Origin of the sequence: Flavonifractor sp. An10 (genome assembly GCF_002161215.1) — a bacterium.
In the GTDB taxonomy this organism is placed as follows: domain Bacteria; phylum Bacillota; class Clostridia; order Oscillospirales; family Oscillospiraceae; genus Flavonifractor; species Flavonifractor avistercoris.
This window is the reverse complement of record NZ_NFMB01000012.1, coordinates 82,931-100,589: the sequence shown is the minus strand read 5'-3', so window position 1 is coordinate 100,589 and position 17,659 is coordinate 82,931. Positions and strand designations below refer to the sequence as shown.

Annotated in this window: 17 protein-coding genes; all 17 read right to left on the bottom strand. The window is 65.9% G+C overall.

Annotated elements, in window-relative coordinates; all coding sequences use genetic code 11:
• Positions 1-248: 248 nt before the first annotated feature.
• The 17 genes from aspS to B5E42_RS18145 all read right to left on the bottom strand — a co-directional run bounded on the left by aspS (position 249) and on the right by B5E42_RS18145 (position 17,348).
• Complete coding sequence (gene aspS / locus B5E42_RS18225) at positions 249-2,048, bottom strand: aspartate--tRNA ligase (RefSeq protein WP_087242282.1); 1,800 nt, start codon at positions 2,046-2,048, stop codon at positions 249-251.
• Between the two features lie 387 nt (positions 2,049-2,435).
• Positions 2,436-3,368, bottom strand: coding sequence for a hypothetical protein (locus B5E42_RS18220; RefSeq protein ID WP_087242280.1), 933 nt, complete (start codon positions 3,366-3,368; stop codon positions 2,436-2,438).
• A gap of 67 nt (positions 3,369-3,435) precedes the next feature.
• Positions 3,436-4,788: a histidine--tRNA ligase gene (gene hisS, locus B5E42_RS18215; RefSeq protein WP_087242278.1), complete on the bottom strand. Its 1,353-nt coding sequence runs from the start codon at positions 4,786-4,788 to the stop codon at positions 3,436-3,438.
• 985 nt (positions 4,789-5,773) lie between these two features.
• Entirely contained in the window at positions 5,774-6,718 is a 945-nt protein-coding gene (locus B5E42_RS19055) for a hypothetical protein (RefSeq protein ID WP_141242574.1), read from the bottom strand.
• 76 nt (positions 6,719-6,794) lie between these two features.
• Positions 6,795-7,211 carry a methylglyoxal synthase gene (locus tag B5E42_RS18205; protein ID WP_087242274.1) on the bottom strand — a complete coding sequence of 139 codons (417 nt, stop codon included), beginning with the start codon at positions 7,209-7,211 and terminating at the stop codon, positions 6,795-6,797.
• Positions 7,212-7,240: 29 nt separating this feature from the next.
• Positions 7,241-7,981 carry a septum site-determining protein MinD gene (gene minD / locus B5E42_RS18200; RefSeq protein ID WP_087242272.1) on the bottom strand — a complete coding sequence of 247 codons (741 nt, stop codon included), beginning with the start codon at positions 7,979-7,981 and terminating at the stop codon, positions 7,241-7,243.
• 82 nt (positions 7,982-8,063) lie between these two features.
• Complete coding sequence (gene rsmG / locus B5E42_RS18195) at positions 8,064-8,774, bottom strand: 16S rRNA (guanine(527)-N(7))-methyltransferase RsmG (protein ID WP_087242271.1); 711 nt, start codon at positions 8,772-8,774, stop codon at positions 8,064-8,066.
• A gap of 3 nt (positions 8,775-8,777) precedes the next feature.
• Entirely contained in the window at positions 8,778-9,134 is a 357-nt protein-coding gene (locus B5E42_RS18190; protein ID WP_087242269.1) for a hypothetical protein, read from the bottom strand.
• Positions 9,127-9,543, bottom strand: coding sequence for a large conductance mechanosensitive channel protein MscL (gene mscL, locus B5E42_RS18185; protein ID WP_087242267.1), 417 nt, complete (start codon positions 9,541-9,543; stop codon positions 9,127-9,129). Before mscL ends, B5E42_RS18190 begins: the two co-directional genes overlap by 8 nt.
• A 24-nt stretch (positions 9,544-9,567) precedes the next feature.
• Positions 9,568-9,804: a hypothetical protein gene (locus B5E42_RS18180; RefSeq protein WP_087242265.1), complete on the bottom strand. Its 237-nt coding sequence runs from the start codon at positions 9,802-9,804 to the stop codon at positions 9,568-9,570.
• A 292-nt stretch (positions 9,805-10,096) separates the two neighbouring features.
• Positions 10,097-11,401: a serine--tRNA ligase gene (serS, locus tag B5E42_RS18175; RefSeq protein ID WP_087242263.1), complete on the bottom strand. Its 1,305-nt coding sequence runs from the start codon at positions 11,399-11,401 to the stop codon at positions 10,097-10,099.
• A 123-nt stretch (positions 11,402-11,524) separates the two neighbouring features.
• Positions 11,525-12,091, bottom strand: coding sequence for a hypothetical protein (locus B5E42_RS18170; protein WP_087242261.1), 567 nt, complete (start codon positions 12,089-12,091; stop codon positions 11,525-11,527).
• Entirely contained in the window at positions 12,088-12,978 is an 891-nt protein-coding gene (locus B5E42_RS18165) for a ParB/RepB/Spo0J family partition protein (RefSeq protein ID WP_087242259.1), read from the bottom strand. Before B5E42_RS18165 ends, B5E42_RS18170 begins: the two co-directional genes overlap by 4 nt.
• 4 nt (positions 12,979-12,982) lie before the next feature.
• Positions 12,983-13,768: a ParA family protein gene (locus B5E42_RS18160; protein WP_087242257.1), complete on the bottom strand. Its 786-nt coding sequence runs from the start codon at positions 13,766-13,768 to the stop codon at positions 12,983-12,985.
• Positions 13,769-13,973: 205 nt separating this feature from the next.
• Positions 13,974-14,771, bottom strand: coding sequence for a ParB/RepB/Spo0J family partition protein (locus tag B5E42_RS18155; protein ID WP_087242255.1), 798 nt, complete (start codon positions 14,769-14,771; stop codon positions 13,974-13,976).
• A 155-nt stretch (positions 14,772-14,926) separates the two neighbouring features.
• Positions 14,927-15,778: a YitT family protein gene (locus tag B5E42_RS18150; RefSeq protein WP_087242253.1), complete on the bottom strand. Its 852-nt coding sequence runs from the start codon at positions 15,776-15,778 to the stop codon at positions 14,927-14,929.
• Positions 15,779-15,803: 25 nt separating this feature from the next.
• Positions 15,804-17,348, bottom strand: a complete 1,545-nt coding sequence (locus tag B5E42_RS18145; RefSeq protein WP_242967230.1) for an S-layer homology domain-containing protein — start codon at positions 17,346-17,348, stop codon at positions 15,804-15,806.
• Positions 17,349-17,659: the final 311 nt, after the last annotated feature.

Genomic DNA, 17,659 nt, shown 5'->3' with positions numbered 1-17,659 from the left:
GAAAAGACGGTTACTCCGCCTCGTCCTCCTCCTTCTTGGTGCACACAATATTGAGCTCGTCCAGCTGCTTGTGAGCCCCCCGCGAAATCCTGGATTTCGCGGGGGGCCCCGGGAGATGATTTCGCATGCTCGGGGCAAGTGAATTGCCCCTGCGCCGAGGTTTTGCCTGCGGCAAAACGCTCGAACGGCGCAAGCGCCGCCCCATCTGCGATGGGGCCCGTGGATCCCAAGCAGGGGGAGAGGGGTGCTTACTCCGCCTCGTCCTCCTCCTTCTTGGTACAGACAATGTTCAACTCGTCCAGCTGCTTGGGATCCACGAAGGAGGGGGCACCCATCATGAGATCCTGGGCGTTCTTGTTCATGGGGAAGGGGATGATCTCCCGGATGGACTCCTCGCCGGCCAGCAGCATCACCATCCGATCCACGCCGGGGGCGATGCCCGCGTGGGGGGGTGCGCCGTAGGTGAAGGCATTGTACATGGCGGGGAACTTGGCCTTCACGTCGTCCTCGCCCAGCCGCACCAGCTGGAAGGCCTCGATCATGATCTCCGGGTCGTGGTTCCGCACCGCGCCGGAGGACAGCTCCACGCCGTTGCACACCAGGTCGTACTGGTAGGCGGTGATGGTCAGGGGATCCACCTCGCCGGCGGCGGCCTTTTTCAGGATCTCCAGCCCGCCGTTGGGCATGGAGAAGGGGTTGTGGCAGAACTCCAGCTCGCCGGACTCCTCGCCGATCTCGTACATGGGGAAGTCCACGATCCAGCAGAACTCGTACCGCTCCCTGTCCATGTGGGCGGGGCAGAAGGCGCCCAGCTTATTGCGCAGCACGCCGGCGGTCTTCTGGGCGGCAAGCAGCTTGCCGGCGGTCAGTCCCACGAAGCAGCCCTTCTCCAGCCCCAGGGCGGCCACCACCTGGTCTTTGACGGGCTGGACAAACTTGGCGATGCCGCCCACGATCTCGCCGTTCTCGTCATAGCGGAACCAGTAGGCCTTCTCGCCGGCCTGCACCTCCACGTCGGCGCACAGCTTGTCGATCTGCTTGCGGGTGCCCTCGAAGCCGGTGACCACCACGGCCTTGACGGTGTTGCCCTCAAAGGGCCCGAAGCCGCAGCCGCCCAGCACATCGGTGGCGTCCCGCACCACCAGGTCGATGCGCAGGTCGGGCTTGTCGGAGCCGTACTTGTCCATGGCCTCCAGGTAGGAGATGCGCTTGAAGGGGGCCTCAGAGGCCACGTTGTAGGTGCCGTACTGGGCGAAGATGGGGGGCAGCACGTCCTCCAGGACGGCGAACACGTCCTCCTGGTCGGCGAAGGCCATCTCCATGTCCAGCTGGTAGAACTCGCCGGGGGAGCGGTCGCCCCGGGCGTCCTCGTCCCGGAAGCAGGGGGCAATCTGGAAGTACTTGTCGAAGCCGGAGGCCATCAGCAGCTGCTTGAACTGCTGGGGGGCCTGGGGCAGGGCGTAGAACTTGCCGGGGTGCTTGCGGCTGGGCACCAGGTAGTCCCGGGCGCCCTCGGGGGAGGAGGCGGTGAGGATGGGGGTGGTGATCTCCAGGAAGCCGTGGTCGATCATGGCCTTGCGCAGGGCGGCCACCACCTGGCAGCGCAGGATAATGTTGTTCTTCACCGCCGGGTTGCGGAGATCCAGATAGCGGTACTTCAGCCGGGCGGACTCGTCGGCCTCCCGGCTGCGGTTCACCTGGAAGGGCAGCTCGTTGTGGCGGCAGCGGCCCAGCACCTCCACCGCCTGGGGCACCACCTCGATGTCGCCGGTGGGCAGCTTGGGGTTCTTGCTGTCCCGCTCCCGCACCACGCCGGTGATCTGCACCGTGGACTCCTTGTTCAGGCCCTTGAAGGCCTTCCACATGTCCTCGGTCTCAATCACCACCTGGGTCACGCCGTAGAAGTCCCGCAGCACCGCGAAGGCGAAGTTCTGGCCCACCTCCCGGACGTTCTCCAAAAAGCCCGCCAGGGTGACGGTCTGGCCCACGTGCTCCATGCGGAGCTCCCCGCAGGTGTGGGTGCGGTAGTGTGTGCGCATGTTTTCCATCAAAATCAACTCCAAATAGTATTATTTTATAAAATGATAACAGATATGGGGGTTCTCCAGAGCTGGAACCGGCAGCCGCCATGCCCGTAGGGGCGGATATCATCCGCCCGTCTAATGGGGCCCCGCGGCGACCCAACGGAGTGGTCGTCGTGGGGAGAGGAGGCACAGTGGAGGGAACGAGCTTTGCCGCTTGCGGCGAAGCGAGCGATCCGTAACTTGCGTCGACGACGTGGGGCGCGACGACCTCGGCGCGCCATCCACCTGCCGGGGAACCCCCGGGGGCGGGCCGCCGGAGGCCGCGCCTCCACTGGGCGGCCGCCATGTATGGCGGCCCTACGGTTCGATAACGGGCTCACCGCCGCGCGGGCGCACGCTCTGGGGGTACCCTTATGCACCCCGGAGATCCAGCAGGCGGGAGTAGTAGACCTGCACGTCGAAGTTCTGGTACAATTCCGTGCCGTCGTCCTCGGTGACGCCGAAGCGGGCCAGGGCGGTGTTGGTGACGTAGTCCAGGAACTCCACGCCGTCCACGGTGTTGAACCAGTTGAACTCCATACCCGCGGCGGCGCAGTCCGCCTCCAGGCCGTCGATGAGCTCCTGCACCACAGGGAGGAACTGCCCGGCGGTGGTGCCGCCTGTGAACAGCACATCAGAGGGCTTCATCCCGGCGGCGGTGAATATATCGTAGTCGGCGGGGGTGAAGGTCTGCCGCAGCTCTGGCCGGGCCACCCGGGCCACCATGGCGGCGCACTCCGCCCGGGTGAGGGTCTTGTCCCCGGCAAAGGTGCCCCAGTCGTCCACGCCGGTGAGGATGCCGGCGTTGTAGAAGGCCAGCACGTCGGCGTCCTCCGTGTCGGGCAGGGCGGTGATGGTGTTGATGGGGGCGAGCATGTCCTCAGGCACCACGGCGGACAGCAGGGTGACAAACTCCTGCCGGGTGGCCTGCTTGGTGGGGTCGGGCACGTCGATGCCCAGGCTCTCAAGGTACTCCACATAGGAGAAATACCAGGGCAGGGTCTCGCCGGGCTTGGGGGTGGCCATGGGGATAGGCTCCCCGGTGATGGCCTCGTTCATGCGGGCGGCGATGGCGGCCACCTCTCCCACGGTGAGCAGCTCATCGGGGGCGAAGGCGTGGCCGGTGCCCTGCATCAGCCCCACCTCACAGCACACCCGGGCGGCGTCGGCGTACCAGGCGCCCTCCTCCACGTCGATGAAGCCGGGGTAGGTGTGGACGGCGGGGAAGGCCTCCTCCGGGGTGACGGCGGCGGCGGAGCCGGCCAGCAGGGCGGCGGAGAGCACGAGGGCGGCGAGTTTTTTCATGGAAGGTTTCCTCCTTACGATGGTCTGAGTTTCCACCTTTAGACGGCGGGGAAGGGGAAAAGTTCCGTTACGCCTCCGGCTCCCGGATGGGCGCGCCGCCCGCCCGGGCGGCCAGGGCGGAGCGCACCAGCTCCACCGCCTCCGCCGGGGTCAGGGTCTCCTGCACGCCGGTGGACAGATCCTTTACCGTCACCTTGCCCTGGGCAATCTCGTCCTCACCCAGCAGGGCGGCGTAGGGGATGGACAGCTTGTCCGCATAGGACAGCTTCTGCTTGAACTTCTTCTTCTCGGTGTGGATCTGGGCCCGGATGCCCGCCTCCCGCAGGGCGGTGGCGAAGGAGATGGCGGCGGTGAGCTCCTCGGTCATGGGGAGCACCAGCACGTCCGCCGGGGCGGTGATCAGCTGGTCGTTCAGATAGCCCTGGGCCTCCAGCACGGAGAACAGGCGGGTCAGGCCGATGGAAATGCCCACGCCGGGGAGTTGTTTATCGGTATAATATTCCGCTAAGTTATCATACCGGCCGCCGGAGCAGATGGAGCCCACCTCCGGGTGATCCAGCATGACGGTCTCGTAGACGGTGCCGGTGTAGTAGTCCAGGCCCCGGGCGATGGTGAGATCCACCATAAAGTGATCCTCCGGCACGCCGAAGGCGGACATATACTTGACCACGGTGGACAGCTCGGCCACGCCCTGGTCGAAGAGCTCGTTCCGGCCCTTAAAGGGCTCCAGCGCGGCCATGGGGTCGGCGGCGGAGAGCAGCTCCAGCAGCTGGTCGGCGGCCTGGGCCGGCACGGCGAAGTCGTCGGCCAGGATGGCCTTCACCTTCTCCGGCCCGATCTTCTCCAGCTTGTCGATGGTGCGCATCACGTCGCCGGCCTGCTCCTCCAGGCCCAGGATGGCGAACAGGCCGTTTAAGACCTTCCGGTTGTTCACCCGGATTTTGAACCGGTGCAGGCCCAGGGCGGTGAAGGTCTTGTAGATGATGGAGGGGATCTCCGCCTCGTTGGTGATGTCCAGGGCGCCGTCGCCGATGACGTCGATGTCGGCCTGATAGAATTCCCGGTAGCGGCCCTTCTGGGCCCGCTCTCCCCGGTAGACCTTGGAGATCTGGAAGCGGCGGAAGGGGAAGGTCAGCTCGTTCTGGTGCAGGGCCACATACTTGGCCAGGGGCACCGTCAGATCGAAGCGGAGGGCCAGGTCGGTGTCCCCCTTGGTGAAGCGGTAGATCTGCTTCTCCGTCTCGCCGCCGCCCTTGGCCAGCAGCACCTCGGCCGCCTCGATGGCCGGGGTGTCCAGGGGGGTGAAGCCGTACAGGGAGTAGCTCTTGCGCAGGATCTCCACCATCCGGTCGAACTGTACCTGCCGCGCGGGCAGCAGCTCCATGAAGCCGGACAGGGTTCTGGGTTTGATGTGTGCCATAATCGTGCTCCTCTTATAGAATTGATAATTGATAATTGATAATTGGGTGACTGCCGCTAACGCTATATTCTGTAGGGGCGACCTGTGGTCGCCCGCTGGACATTGGGGATCTCCTTCTTCGTGGGGCGCGACGACTCGGCGCGCCGCTCGATTACCGGGGGCTCCCCCCGAGGGACGCGCCGCTTTTTTGAAGGTGGCTTCGCTGGATTTCTATCGGAAGCGCCCCCGGCGCCTCCGACGCGGCGGGCGCCCCCATTTCTTCCCAAAGAAATGGGGGGAAAGAAGGGGCCGGGGGTGTGCCCCCGGCGCCCCCCCAAACGGGGGCTAATGGCGGCGGTGGGCTGTACGGACAGAGCAGAGACCGGCCGTGCATTGCCGCCCGTGCCCTTGGCATTTATGTCACAGGCGCTGCCGCGCCTCGGGCGGCACGCATCGGGGTTACCCTGCAAGCCCTGGGAGTGGTTTCGCTGTACCGGCTTGGCCCGCCGGGCCGCCGTCGGTGCCATGCCTCTGAAATACCGGGGCACTTGCGGTAGTGTTCGAGCGGCGGAGGCGTTACGAAGTAAGCCTTCGCCGCCAGAAAGTTACCTGTAGGACAGCTCTGGGGGGTACATCCAATAGGGGGGCCGAGGCCCCCCTGATTGGTCGTTTTAAGGGGAGGGTGCAGGGAGGGGGAAATCGAAATCCCCCTCCCTGCTGGTTTTCCCCCCGCTTTTGACATCAAAAGCGGGGCCCCGGCCGGGCAGGCCCGCTCTCCAGACGCAAAAAGGCGCTCTCGTCCCCAGTCACGGGACGAAAGCGCCCTGCTTTCGTGGTGCCACCCATGTTCAGAGCGGAACTCCGCTCCCTCTGTCCTTCTGTTGCGGGAAGGGAACCGCGCCCGTCTCCGGGCCCGCTGGTAGGGCCGTCTCCCGCGCCCCTGCCGCGGACGCTTTCAGCCGATGGCGTCCTCTCTGTGGCGGTGGATGTCGCGGTACTTGCCCCGTCAGGGCGGTTTTGCCTGACTATAGTATCCCAAACCGGGAAAAAAGTCAATCCTTATTCCTCCCAGGCGGGGGAGAAGTCCACATCGCCGGAGCTGCCGCTGTTCTGTTGGAGGGTGACCACCGGATTCGGATCGGTGAGCTCCAGCCCGCCGGCGGTGGTGAGGACGGCCCGGAACTCCAGGTCGTAGTCCTCCCCCTGGACGTACTCGCTCACGTCGGCGGCATACCACAGGGCGTTGGCGTTGACGGCCTGTGTGGTGGAGCCGGTGGAAACCCCCCTGTCCCGGCGACTGGGCGGGTTCCATGTCCACGGTGCCCAGGGGGATGCCGGTGGGGGCGTCCACCACCTCCAGGGTGAGGGAGGCCGCGTCCGCCCGGTCTGCCACCGGGCCGCTGGGGTCGGGGCTGAGGCCCACGTACACGGTGGTGACCCCGCCGTCCCCGGTGTTGTAGGTGCTCTCCCCGTCCACGGTGAGCACGTCGTCTGTCCACAGGGAATCCAGCGCCTCCTGCCGGGTGCCGGCGGGGGAGGAAAAGGCCACCGCTGGGGTGAGCTCCCGCACCAGGGGGAGGGTGAGTTCTGCGGTATAGACTCCGTCCGCCCCGGCGGCCATGGGGGCGCTCACCCCGCCCGCGGAGAGGGTGAGGGTCTCGTCCGCCCTCACCTCTTTGGGCAGTACAGACGCGGTGAGCACCAGAGCCCCGTCCCGATAGTCCAAGCTGGCCTCGGCGGAGGAGAACAGGCTGCCCTGGGTCTCCAGCTCCCGGCGGACGGCGTTGTCAATGCCGCTGATCTCATCGGTGAGGCTCTGCTCCATTTGAAGCAGGCGATCCCGGAGGCCGTCCACCTCCTCCCGGAGGGCGGAGACCTGCCGGAGGGTGAGCACCAGCAGAATGAGGGCGGCAGCGGCCCCGGCGGCGGCGAGGATCTGGCTCCGTTTCATGACGGGCTCCTTTCCAGCAAAAAGGCGGACAGCCGGTGGTGGCCTGCCCGTCTTGCCTGATCGGTAGGGGTGCGTGTTATGCGGTAAAGGGCTTGGTCTTGGGATTGATGATGTCGCGCCAGTCCAGGTCGCCCCGCTCCAGGCCGTGGATGAGCACCTCGGCGGTAGCCAGGTTGGTGGCGTAGGGCACGTTGTACTGGTCGCACAGGTTGGTGATATACTTCAAATCCGCGTCCAGATCGCCGGACTGGGGGTCGTTGAAGAAGAGCACCATGTCGATCTCGTTGTAGGCGATGCGGGCGCCGATCTGCTGGCTGCCGCCGTGCTCGTGGGAGAGGAAGAGCTGCACGGGCAGGCCGGTGGCCTCGCTCACCAGGCGGCCGGTGGTGTTGGTGGCGCAGATGGTGTGCTTGGACAAAATTCCGCAGTAGGCGATGCAGAACTGTACCATGAGCTCCTTCTTCCGGTCGTGGCTCATCAGGGCGATGTTCATAGTGGACAACCTTCTTTCCAATTTACAAGTTAGTGGAGCTTCATGAGGGGGACGCGCTGCCCCAGCAGGCGCCTGGCGATGTTCAGATAGGCGATGGCGGCCCCCCGGCTGGCCCGGAGGATCAGGGGCGTGCCCTGGTTGGCGCACAGCAGGACTTGGGGATCCTCCGGCACGATGCCCAGCAGGGGCAGGCCGGCGGTGTCCATGGCGTCGTCAATGGTGGTGTGGAGCCGGCGCAGCAGCTTGGGCTGCACCCGGTTGACCACAAGATGGATGCGCGGGATGCGCCCCCGGAGGACGGCCACGGTGCGCTGGGCGTCCCGCAGGGCGGAGGCGTCGGTGGTGGACACCACCACGGCCCGGTCAGCCCCGCAGCAGGCCAGGCGGAAGCCCTCCCCCAGTCCGGCGGGGGAGTCCATGAGGATGTAGTCGTACTGCTCCCTGGCCTGGCGGAGGAGCGCCTTCATGGCGGCCTCGTCCAGGGGCGTGCCGGGCAGGTTCACCGGCGCGGTGAGCAGGAACAGGCCCTGGATTTCCGGGTGGGGGACGGCGGCCCGCTCCAGGGTGCAGCGGCCCGACAGCACGTCGGTGAAGTCCATCAGCGCCCGGTCACTGAGCCCCAGGGTGAGATCCAGGTTGCGCAGGCCGATGTCCATGTCGATGCACAGCACCCGGTGCCCCAGGGCGGCCAGGCAGGAGGCCACGCCGCCGGTGAGGGAGGTTTTTCCGGTGCCGCCCTTTCCCGATGTGATTACGATTGCAGTGGACATAGGCTCACTCCCGTCAATACCTTATCATACTTCGGGTTGGGAATCAATGGCTATTTGTGCAAATTGGTAAGAAAATTCCGCGTTAAAGGGGGGCTTTCTGGATTTTTGCCCAGCGCCGGGGGTAGCCCTTGGGGGTGGGGGAGAGCTTCTCCACCCGCACCACCCGGTGGCGCACGCCGCAGCCGGGGATCTCGTAGTCCACCGGGGGCAGCAGGCGGCCCCCCAGCTTGGCGATGGCCCGGCCGGCCTGGTTCAGCTCCTCGCCGCTGTCCACGCTCTTCATGGCAAGGAAGAGGCCGCCCACCTTCACGTAGGGCAGGCACAGCTCGCACAGGAGGGGGAGGGCGGCCACCGCCCGGGAGGTCACCAGGTCAAAGCCGTCGCGGAAGCCCTCCGCCAGGGCCTGTTCCTCCGCCCGGGCGTGGAGACAGGCAACGCTGTCAAGGGAAAGAGCTTCACAGACGCTCTCCAGCCAACGGACGCGCTTGCCCAGGCTGTCCAGCAGGGTGAGGCGGAGGGAGGGCTCCAGGATTTTCAGGGGCAGGCCGGGGAAGCCCGCCCCGGTGCCCACGTCGATGAGGGATTTGTCCCGGAAGTCCACCCCCAGGGTGAGCAGGGCGGCGCAGTCCAGGAAGTGGAGATCCACCACCTGGTCGGGGTCGGTGATGGCGGTCAGGTTCATGACCTGGTTCTGCTCCAGCAGCAGGCGGCCGTACTCCGCCAGCTTTGGGGCGGCGTCGGGCGGCGGGGTGAGCCCCAGGGCGGCCAGGCCTCTGGCAATGCGCTCCTCCACGGCTCACACCCCCAGTCCGGCCAGCAGGGGCGGAATCCCCTGCACCAGGCCCACGACAAACACCACCGCGCAGCCGGCGGCCACCAGGCCCATCACCGCCCTCTGGGAGGGCAGGCAGTCCTTCTGCCGCAGCCGCAGCAGGGCAATCACCGCCAGCCCGGCGGCGGCGGGGCAGGCCAGCAGGGGATAGATGCCCCGCAGGTACTGCCCGCCGCTGAAAAAGGGGTAGAGGTTGAGCCCCACAAAGGCCAGCATATACACCAGCCCCACCCACGCCAGGGTGCGCTTCAGCGGGGAGGCGGGGGTGTAGGAGGGCTGCTGCTCCTGGTTCTCGTTGTTTTGGTTGGGTTGATCAGACATGCTTTTGCTCCTTCAACAGATCGCGGATTTCGGTGAGCAGGATCTCCTCCGCCGAGGGGCCGGGGGGCGGGGGAGGGGGCGCCTCCTCCTTTCTGTGGAGGCGGTTGAGCACCTTCACGATGCAGAACACCACGAAGGCCATGATGAAGAAGTTGAGGACGGCGTTGATGAAATTCCCGATCATGAGCGCGCCGCCGCCGGGCAGCTGCACGGCCATGGCGGCCAGGGCCTCATTGCTGCCGGCGAAAATGCCCAGGATGGGGTTGAGGATGTCGTTGACCAGGGAGTTGGTGATGGCGGAGAAGGCGCCGCCGATGATGACGCCCACCGCCAGATCCATCACGCTGCCCCGGGCGATGAACTTGCGGAACTCGGCAAAGAAGCCGGTGGTTTTCTCTTTTGCGGACATAAACTGCTCCTTATGGGATTCTGGTTACGGCTGGGCGGCGGGGGACTCCTTGATGCTGACGCCCCAGTCCGCGCCGGTGAGCGCCTCCGTCTGCTGGGCCGGGCTCTCCAGGCCGTATTTATCGGAGATGGCGTCGATCTGCTCCTGGGTCAGGGTTTCCTCCGCCGGGGGGGTCTCCTCCGGCTGAGCGGCGCAGCCGCCCAGCAGCGCAGCAGGGAGGAGGGCGCAGGCGAGGAGCAGCGCGGAAAGCATGGGTCTCATACTTCATTCTCCTTTTTCCCCGCCCGGCCCCGGCTTGCGGGAGACAAGGCGGCGGGGGCAAGCCCCCGCCCTACGGGCTGAGAGGGGATTCAAAACATTGTACGCCGGCGGCGGCCCGGCGGGCCAGGCCGGTACAGCGCAACAGTTATCAGGGTTTGCAGGGTAACCGCGATGCGTGCCCTGCGAGGGGGCACCCCCGGCGTGAAAACAGGGCACCCCTCATCCGCCCCAGTGCGCACTGGGGCACCTTTCCCCCACAGGGGGGAAGGCTTCGGGCGGATGATATCCGCCCTTACTTTTTGGGCACCAGGACTTCCTTGCCGCCCATGTAGGGCTGGAGGATCTTGGGGATTTTCACGCTGCCGTCGGCCTGGAGGTTGTTCTCCAGCAGGGCGATGAGCATGCGGGGGGGCGCCACGCAGGTGTTGTTGAGGGTGTGGGGCAGGTAGGTCTTGCCGTCGGCGCCCTTGACGCGGATTTTCAGGCGGCGGGCCTGGGCGTCGCCCAGGTTGGAGCAGGAGCACACCTCGAAGTACTTCTGCTGGCGGGGGCTCCAGGCCTCGATGTCGCAGGACTTGACCTTCAGATCGGCCAGATCGCCGGAGCAGCACTCCAGCTGCCGCACGGGGATGTCGAAGGCGCGGAAGAGCTCCACGGAGTACTGCCACATCTGCTCGTACCACTTCATGGAGTCCTCAGGCTTGCAGACCACGATCATCTCCTGCTTCTCAAACTGGTGGATGCGGTAGACGCCCCGCTCCTCGATGCCGTGGGCGCCCTTCTCCTTGCGGAAGCAGGGGGAGTAGGAGGTGAGGGTCTGGGGCAGCTTGTCCTCGGGGAGGATCTGGTCGATGAAGCGGCCGATCATGGAGTGCTCGGAGGTGCCGATGAGGTAGAGATCCTCCCCCTCGATCTTGTACATCATGCCGTCCATGTCGGTCTGGCTCATGACGCCCTCCACCACGTTGCCGTGGATCATGAAGGGGGGGATGACGTAGGTGAAGCCCTTGTCGATCATGAAGTCCCGGCCGCAGGCCAGCACCGCCTCGTGGAGGCGGGCGATGTCGCCCAGCAGGTAGTAGAAGCCGGAGCCGGACACCCGGCCGGCGGCGTCCAGATCGATGCCGTCGAAGGACTCCATGATGTCGGTGTGGTAGGGGACGGGGAAGTCGGGCACCACCGGCTCACCGAAGCGCTGCACCTCCACGTTGCAGCTGTCGTCGGGGCCCAGGGGCACCGAGGGGTCGATCATCTGGGGGATCACCAGCATGATCTTGTGAATCTCCTGGGCCAGCTCGTCCTCCCGGCCCTCCAGCCAGGCCAGCCGGTCGGCGTCCGCCTTCACCTCGGCCTTCAGGGCCTCGGCCTCGGCCAGCTTGGAGGGATCCTTCTTGGCCTGGCCCATCAGCATGCCCACCTGCTTGCTCTTGGCGTTGCGGGCGGTGCGCAGCTCCTGGGCCTCCTGGATGGTCTTGCGGTTCTCCGCGTCCAGGGCGATCACCTGGTCTACCAGGGGCAGCTTCTCCTCCTGGAACTTCTTCTTGATGTTCTCCTTGACGGCATCGGGGTTCTCCCGGATGAATTTGATATCCAGCATGGTTGTTCACCTCAGATGAATTGATAATTGAGAATGGATAATTGAAAATTGTTAAGGACGGAACGGAACGGACTTTGCCCCGACGATGTTTCACGTGAAACAGCGGCCCCGGAGTTGCGGGAGTTAATTCAGCCACTCGGTGAGGGAGTGGTAGGCCTCCAGGGGGTCGTAGTTCTCCCGCTCCTGGTCGGTGAGGGCGGCGGAGACCTCCCCCAGCACGCCCTCCATGCCGCCGTTCCCGGCCAGAGCGGACTCGGCGGCGGCGGCCACATCCCGGGCGTCGGCATAGCGCCCCTCGTTGTACAGGGCGCGGATCTGGTTCAGGTAGGTGAGGGCGTCCAGCTGCCTCTGGAGGGCGTCCGTCTCGCCGGTGTCGGTCTGGGCGCTGTTCACCTGCTCCTCCAGGGCGTCCACCTGGGCCTGGAGCTCCGCGTTCTGCTCCTTGAGGCTCTCATTCTCCTGGAGCATGTTCTCCAGGGACTGGACGGTGGAGTCGGAGGTCTGCTGGAGATCGTCCAGGGCGGCCTGGTTGGCCCGCTGCTGCATGAGGAAGGACATGAGCAGCAGCACAAAGGCGGCGGCAAAGAGGATCACCAGATAGAACAGCACGGAATTGCGCTTGTTGGGCCGCTCGTGCTCCGCGGCGTGCTGGAGGCGGCCCCGCTCCTGCTTCTCGGTCTCCTGGCTCACAGGGAGGAACCCCCTTTCCCGGGCAGCTGCTCCAGCAGCTCCAGCAGGGCGTTCAGATCCTCCGGGTTGTAGTACTCCAGCTCGATTTTGCCCTTCTTCCGGCCGTTGACAATGTGGACTTTCCGGCCGAAGCGGCTGGCCAGGGACTTCTCCGCCTCCTTAATATAGAGGGAGAGATCCGGCCCGGCGGCGGTTTTGGGGGCGGAGGGCTCCTTCTCCCCGGCGGCCAGGCGCTTGGCCAGGGCCTCGGTCTGGCGGACGGACAGCTCCTCCGCCACCACCTTCTGGGCCAGCTTCTTCTGCAGCTCCCCGGAGGGCACCGCCAGGATGGCCCGGGCGTGGCCGGCGGACAGCTTGCCCTCCTCCAATAGGAGATGCACCGGGTCGGGCAGAGCCAGCAGCCGCAGGGCGTTGGCCACCGCCGGGCGGGACTTGCCCACCCGCTGGGCCACCTCCTCCTGGGTGAGGCCGTACTCGTCCAGCAGCACCTTGTAGCCGTTGGCCTCTTCAATGGGGTTCAAGTCCTCCCGCTGGAGGTTCTCGATCAGGCCCAGCTCCATCACCTTCCGGTCGTCGGCCTCGATGATGACAGCGGGCACCTCGGTGAGGCCGGCCAGCTTGGCCGCCCGCCACCGCCGCTCCCCGGCGATGATCTGGTAGTAGCCGGAGGCTAGCCGCCGCACCGTCAGGGGCTGAATCACCCCGTGGATGCGGATGGAGTCGGCCAGATCCTGGAGGGACTCCTCGTCAAACCGCTTGCGGGGCTGCTTCAGCCCCGGCTCCACCTGGGAGATGGGGAGGGAGAGGGAGCCCCCCTCCTGGGACTGGAGGGCGGCGTCCCCCAGCAGTGCGCCCAGGCCGCGGCCCAGGCCCCGTTCCATTGCCATTGCTTCATTCCTTCCTTTCCACGCGGGTCACCGCGAATTGGTTGTGCTCCAGCAGCTCGTGGGCCAGGGCGTCGTAGGCCTCCGCGCCCCGGGAGAGGCTGTCATAGGCGCTCACCGGCTTGCCGTAGCTGGGGGCCTCGGAGAGCCGCACGTTGCGGGGGATCACCGTGGCGTACACCTGGCCGGGAAAGTGGCGCTTGACCTCCTCCGCCACCTGCATGGACAGGTTGGTGCGGCCGTCATACATGGTGAGCACCACCCCCTCCAGGGCGATCCTGGGGTTGAGGGAGCGCTTGACGATGCGGATGGTGGAGAGCAGATCGCTGAGGCCCTCCAGGGCGTAGTACTCACACTGGACGGGCACCAGCACCGTGTCCGCGGCGCACAGGGCGTTGAGGGTGAGCAGCTCCAGGGAGGGGGGGCAGTCGATGAACACGTAGTCGTAGTTGTCCGACACCGTGTCCAGGGCGTCCTTCAGCCGGTACTCCCGGTGCTCCAGGGCGATCATCTCCACCGTGGCCCCGGCCAGGGCCTTGTTGGAGGGGATCACGTCCCCGTAGGGGGTGGACTGGACGGCCTTGGGGGTCTCCGAGCCGTTGAGCAGCACGTCGTAGATGTTGGGGGAGACGGTCTTGTCCACCCCGAAGCCGGAGGTGGTGTTGGCCTGAGGATCGAAGTCGCACACCAGCACCCGGCAGCCCAGATTTTTCAGGGCGGCGGCCAGATTGACACAGGTGGTAGTCTTTCCCACCCCGCCCTTTTGATTCACAATCGCGATGGTCTTAGCCATAGCACACCTGCCTTTTTTGCTTCGCTGCAAAGGGTCAGGTTCTATTATATAGCGGCAGATGGCGCAATTCAACTGATTTTCCGCTGTTTCACGTGAAACGTCGGAAAATTCATAAAATCCTAAAAAATACGGGCCCATGTTTCACGTGAAACACGGGCCCAACAGGAGAGGCGTACCAGACAGGCGGGCGCGCACAGGTGCGCCCCTACTTGGGAATGGTGATGGTGAGCTGGATGGCGTCGGCGGTTTCCTCGCGCAGGCAGTTTGCCTTTACACCGGCCTGCTTCATCAGGGACAGGCCCCGGCTCACCGTGTTGAGGAAGAGCCGCACATCCTTGAGCACGATGGTGGGCTTCCGCCGGGCCGGCGGCGCGGGGTGGAGGAGGCGCTCCACATACTCCTCCGTCCTGGCTACCGTCAGGCCGCCCTCCACCACCGCCCTGGCGGCGGCGGCCTGCTGCTCCGCCGTCTCCAGCCGCAGCAGGGCCCGGGCGTGGCGCTCAGTGAAGCCCTTCTCCCGCAGCAGGGCCAGCACCTCCGGCGGCAGCTTGAGCAGCCGCAGCTTGTTGGCAATGGCGGACTGGGACTTGCCCAGCTTTTTGGCGGCCTCCTCCTGGGACAGGTGGTAGGTCTGGATCAGCCGGGACAGGGCCAGGGCCTCCTCCACGAAGTCCAGATCCCGCCGCTGGAGGTTCTCCACCAGGGCCAGCAGGGAGGACTCCTGCCCGTCCACGCTGACCAGGATGCAAGGCACCTCCTCCAGCCCCGCCATGCGGGAGGCACGCAGCCGCCGCTCCCCGGAGATGAGCTCATAGCCCCCCGGCACCCGCCGCACCGACAGGGGCTGGAGCACCCCGTGCTCCCCGATGGAGGCGGCCAGCTCCTCCAGCCCCGCCCGGGAAAAGTGGCGCCGGGGCTGGCCCGGGTTGGGGGAAATGGCGGCGATCGGCAGAAAAACCACCTTGTTGCTCTCAAACAGACCTTTTCGACGCAGCAGCGGCATCGGAATTCCTCCTTTGTGGCAGAACCTTGGATAACCATATATTACCAGATTCTGCCGCGAAGGGAGGCGGACGCCGTCGATCGGGAAATATTTTCCAAACCGGGGCAAAAAAGGCCCCGCCGGAGGCCCGGTGGGGCGGCGGGGTGCTGGATGCGTCAGGGCTGGAGAAAGCCCTTGCCGAAGATCTCGCTGGAGTTGGCCACGATGAGGAAGGCGTGGGGATCCACCTGCCTCAGGTGGCGGCGCATGGCCACCGCCTGCCCCCGGGACAGGACGGTGAGCACCACGTGGTGGGTCTGGTCGGTGTAGGCCCCCTTGGCCTGCCACACGGTGGCCCCCCGGCCCAGGGTGTGGGTCACGTAGTCGCACACGTGGACGGGGTCGGAGGTGATGACGAAGAAGGCCTTCCGGCGGTTGAGGGACTCGATGGCGCTGTCCACCAGCACCGACTTGAGGGCCAGGCCCAGCAGGGAGCACAGCCCGGCGGTCATGTCGAACACGAACAGGGCCGCCGCGGCGATCACCACGTCGGAGATCAGCAGGGCCCGGCCCACGTCCATGCCGGTGTACTTTTTCAGGATCATGGCCGCGATGTCGGTGCCGCCGGAGGAGGCGTCGATGTTGAACAGGATGGCCGAGCCCAGGGCGGGGAGGATCACGGCGAAGAAGAGCTCCAGCACCAGCTGGTCGGTGAGGGGGCCGCTCATGGGGAACACCCAGGAGAACACCTGGATCATGCCGGCGGACAGCAGGGAGCAGTACACCGTCCGGAAGCCGAAGCCCTTGTCCAGCACCAGGAACCCCACCACCAGGAAGAGCACGTTGATGACGGAGTTGTAGGTGGAGGCGGAGATCTGGGGGAACAGCTCCCCCAGCAGCACCGCCAGGCCGGCCACGCCCCCCATGGAGAAGTTGTTGGGGAACTTGAAGAAGTACACCCCTACGCTCACCAGCAGGGTGCCGAAGGTCATCAGCAGGAACTCCTGGATCACCTGTTTTCGGTTCATCGGTCTGCCTCCTAAGTATGTTCGTTCAGCGCTGGGACAGGACGGCGCTCCACACGTCGTAGCCGGCGGTGTTGGGGATGTTGCCGACGCGCCACAGGGACACGCCGGTGATGCCGAACATCCGGGCCAGCTGGATCTTGTCCGTCACGCTCTGCTCGTTCTCATACCAGATCTTGTAGCGGCTGCCGTCCTCGGTGGTGTAGAGGGCACAGGGGTTGCGGGAGGCGGTGTCGTAGGTCACCACGGTGTCGCTCTGGTTCAGCCGGGCGGCCAGGGTGGACATGGCCGGGTGGTAGATGGTGGTCTCCAGCAGCACGCCGTTCTCATCCACGCGGAACCCGGCGGTGCCGAAGGAGATGGCCAGGGCCAGCTTGCTCCGGTCGGCCACGCCGGTGTCCGGATCGGTGAGATCCCGCAGGGCCTCGTACACGCTGTCGAAGGGGGTGACGGGGGAGTAGGTGTTGGTGGTGCCCACATAGGACTCGGGCACCGAGGGCCACTGGTAGTCGTGGGCCATGAGGATCACCTTGTCGGCGGCCTCCCCGATGCCCCGGTAGTCCCAGCCGTCGTACCAGGTGTCGGGCTGGACGCACACATAGAGGCTCTTGTCCGCCGGCAGGGCGGCGCGCAGCTCGGTGAGGAAGGTGACGAAGCTGGCGCGGGTGTCCGCCCCCTTCAGGGCCTCAAAGTCGATGGTGATCCCCGCGTAGTCCGCCGCGGCGGACACCAGGGCGGAGACGGCCTGTGCCCGCCGGGCCGGATCGCCCACCACCCCGTCCACGGTGGAGACCGTGCTGCCGTCGGAGAGGGTGATGGAATCCCCGTCGGAGGCGTATACATTGAGGTTGCAGGGGATGCTCCGGCCCTCCCAATAGCCGGTGGCGGGGGTGGGATCGGCGGGCATCACCCAGTCGTTGCTGTTGGAATTGGTGGAGTTGAGCCACGGCCCGCTGGCCGGATCCAGCTCCATCCGGGCCCAGCCCACGCTGACGGCGTCCATGGAGGCGGTCAGGTCGATCTGGGAGTAGGAGGAGAAGGCGTAGAACCCGTGGAGCCAGTCCACGCGGCTGGTGTACCGCTCATACACCCGCACCAGCATGGCGGCGGCCTCCTCCCGGGTGGCGGAGTCGCAGGGGAGGAACTTGAGCTGGCCGCCCGCCCCCTCCACGCCGGTGATCATGCCGATGTCGTAGGCGATGGCGATGTACCCCTGGTTCTCCGTCACGTCGTCAAAGGGGAGGGACAGGTCGGTGAGCTGGCCGGCCAGCTCGTTGTACCCCAGGGCCCGCACCAGCATGACGGCCATCTCCTCCCGGCTGATGTAGTCCTCCGGCCGGAAGGCGCCGCCGGCGTCCATGACGCCGTGGGCCAGGGCGGTCTCCACATAGGAGTAGGCCCAGTGGGAGGCGGGGCAGTCGGAGAAGGAGGGGCTCTCCGGCGTCACCGTGTCCCAGGAGAACATCCGGCACAGCACGGTGACGAACTCCACCCGGGTGAGCTCCCTGCCCACGCCGAAGGTGCCGTCGGGGTAGCCCTCCATCAGTCCGTATTCCTCCACCTTCTGGATCACGTCCGCGGCCCAGCTGCCCGGCGTCGGCAAAGGCGGCGTCGGCGGCGGGGAGAGGGGCGGCGGCGAGCAGCAGCACGGCGGCCAGGGCCGCCGCGCAGAACCGGCGCGTCACGCATCATATGCGATCTCCTTTGCTCAGTAATATGGAACCACCAGCATTGTACCAAAAACCGACACGGAGTACAACCAAAAAACAGGATGCACAAAAGCGGGGGCCGGAGTTTGGGCATTTCTTCCGTATAATTTTTCTAAAAACACGTGACGGGCCCGGGGATTTTTGATAGAATATAGTCAGTTGCAGGGACTTCCAA

Excerpts from the sequence above, each read along its gene's own strand:
- aspS (WP_087242282.1), bottom strand. The coding sequence starts at position 2,048 with ATGGAAAACATGCGCACACACTACCGCACCCACACCTGCGGGGAGCTC.
- B5E42_RS18220 (WP_087242280.1), bottom strand. The coding sequence starts at position 3,368 with ATGAAAAAACTCGCCGCCCTCGTGCTCTCCGCCGCCCTGCTGGCCGGC.
- hisS (WP_087242278.1), bottom strand. The coding sequence starts at position 4,788 with ATGGCACACATCAAACCCAGAACCCTGTCCGGCTTCATGGAGCTGCTG.
- B5E42_RS19055 (WP_141242574.1), bottom strand. The coding sequence starts at position 6,718 with ATGAAACGGAGCCAGATCCTCGCCGCCGCCGGGGCCGCTGCCGCCCTC.
- B5E42_RS18205 (WP_087242274.1), bottom strand. The coding sequence starts at position 7,211 with ATGAACATCGCCCTGATGAGCCACGACCGGAAGAAGGAGCTCATGGTA.
- minD (WP_087242272.1), bottom strand. The coding sequence starts at position 7,981 with ATGTCCACTGCAATCGTAATCACATCGGGAAAGGGCGGCACCGGAAAA.
- B5E42_RS18190 (WP_087242269.1), bottom strand. The coding sequence starts at position 9,134 with ATGTCTGATCAACCCAACCAAAACAACGAGAACCAGGAGCAGCAGCCC.
- mscL (WP_087242267.1), bottom strand. The coding sequence starts at position 9,543 with ATGTCCGCAAAAGAGAAAACCACCGGCTTCTTTGCCGAGTTCCGCAAG.
- B5E42_RS18180 (WP_087242265.1), bottom strand. The coding sequence starts at position 9,804 with ATGAGACCCATGCTTTCCGCGCTGCTCCTCGCCTGCGCCCTCCTCCCT.
- serS (WP_087242263.1), bottom strand. The coding sequence starts at position 11,401 with ATGCTGGATATCAAATTCATCCGGGAGAACCCCGATGCCGTCAAGGAG.
- B5E42_RS18165 (WP_087242259.1), bottom strand. The coding sequence starts at position 12,978 with ATGGCAATGGAACGGGGCCTGGGCCGCGGCCTGGGCGCACTGCTGGGG.
- B5E42_RS18160 (WP_087242257.1), bottom strand. The coding sequence starts at position 13,768 with ATGGCTAAGACCATCGCGATTGTGAATCAAAAGGGCGGGGTGGGAAAG.
- B5E42_RS18155 (WP_087242255.1), bottom strand. The coding sequence starts at position 14,771 with ATGCCGCTGCTGCGTCGAAAAGGTCTGTTTGAGAGCAACAAGGTGGTT.
- B5E42_RS18150 (WP_087242253.1), bottom strand. The coding sequence starts at position 15,778 with ATGAACCGAAAACAGGTGATCCAGGAGTTCCTGCTGATGACCTTCGGC.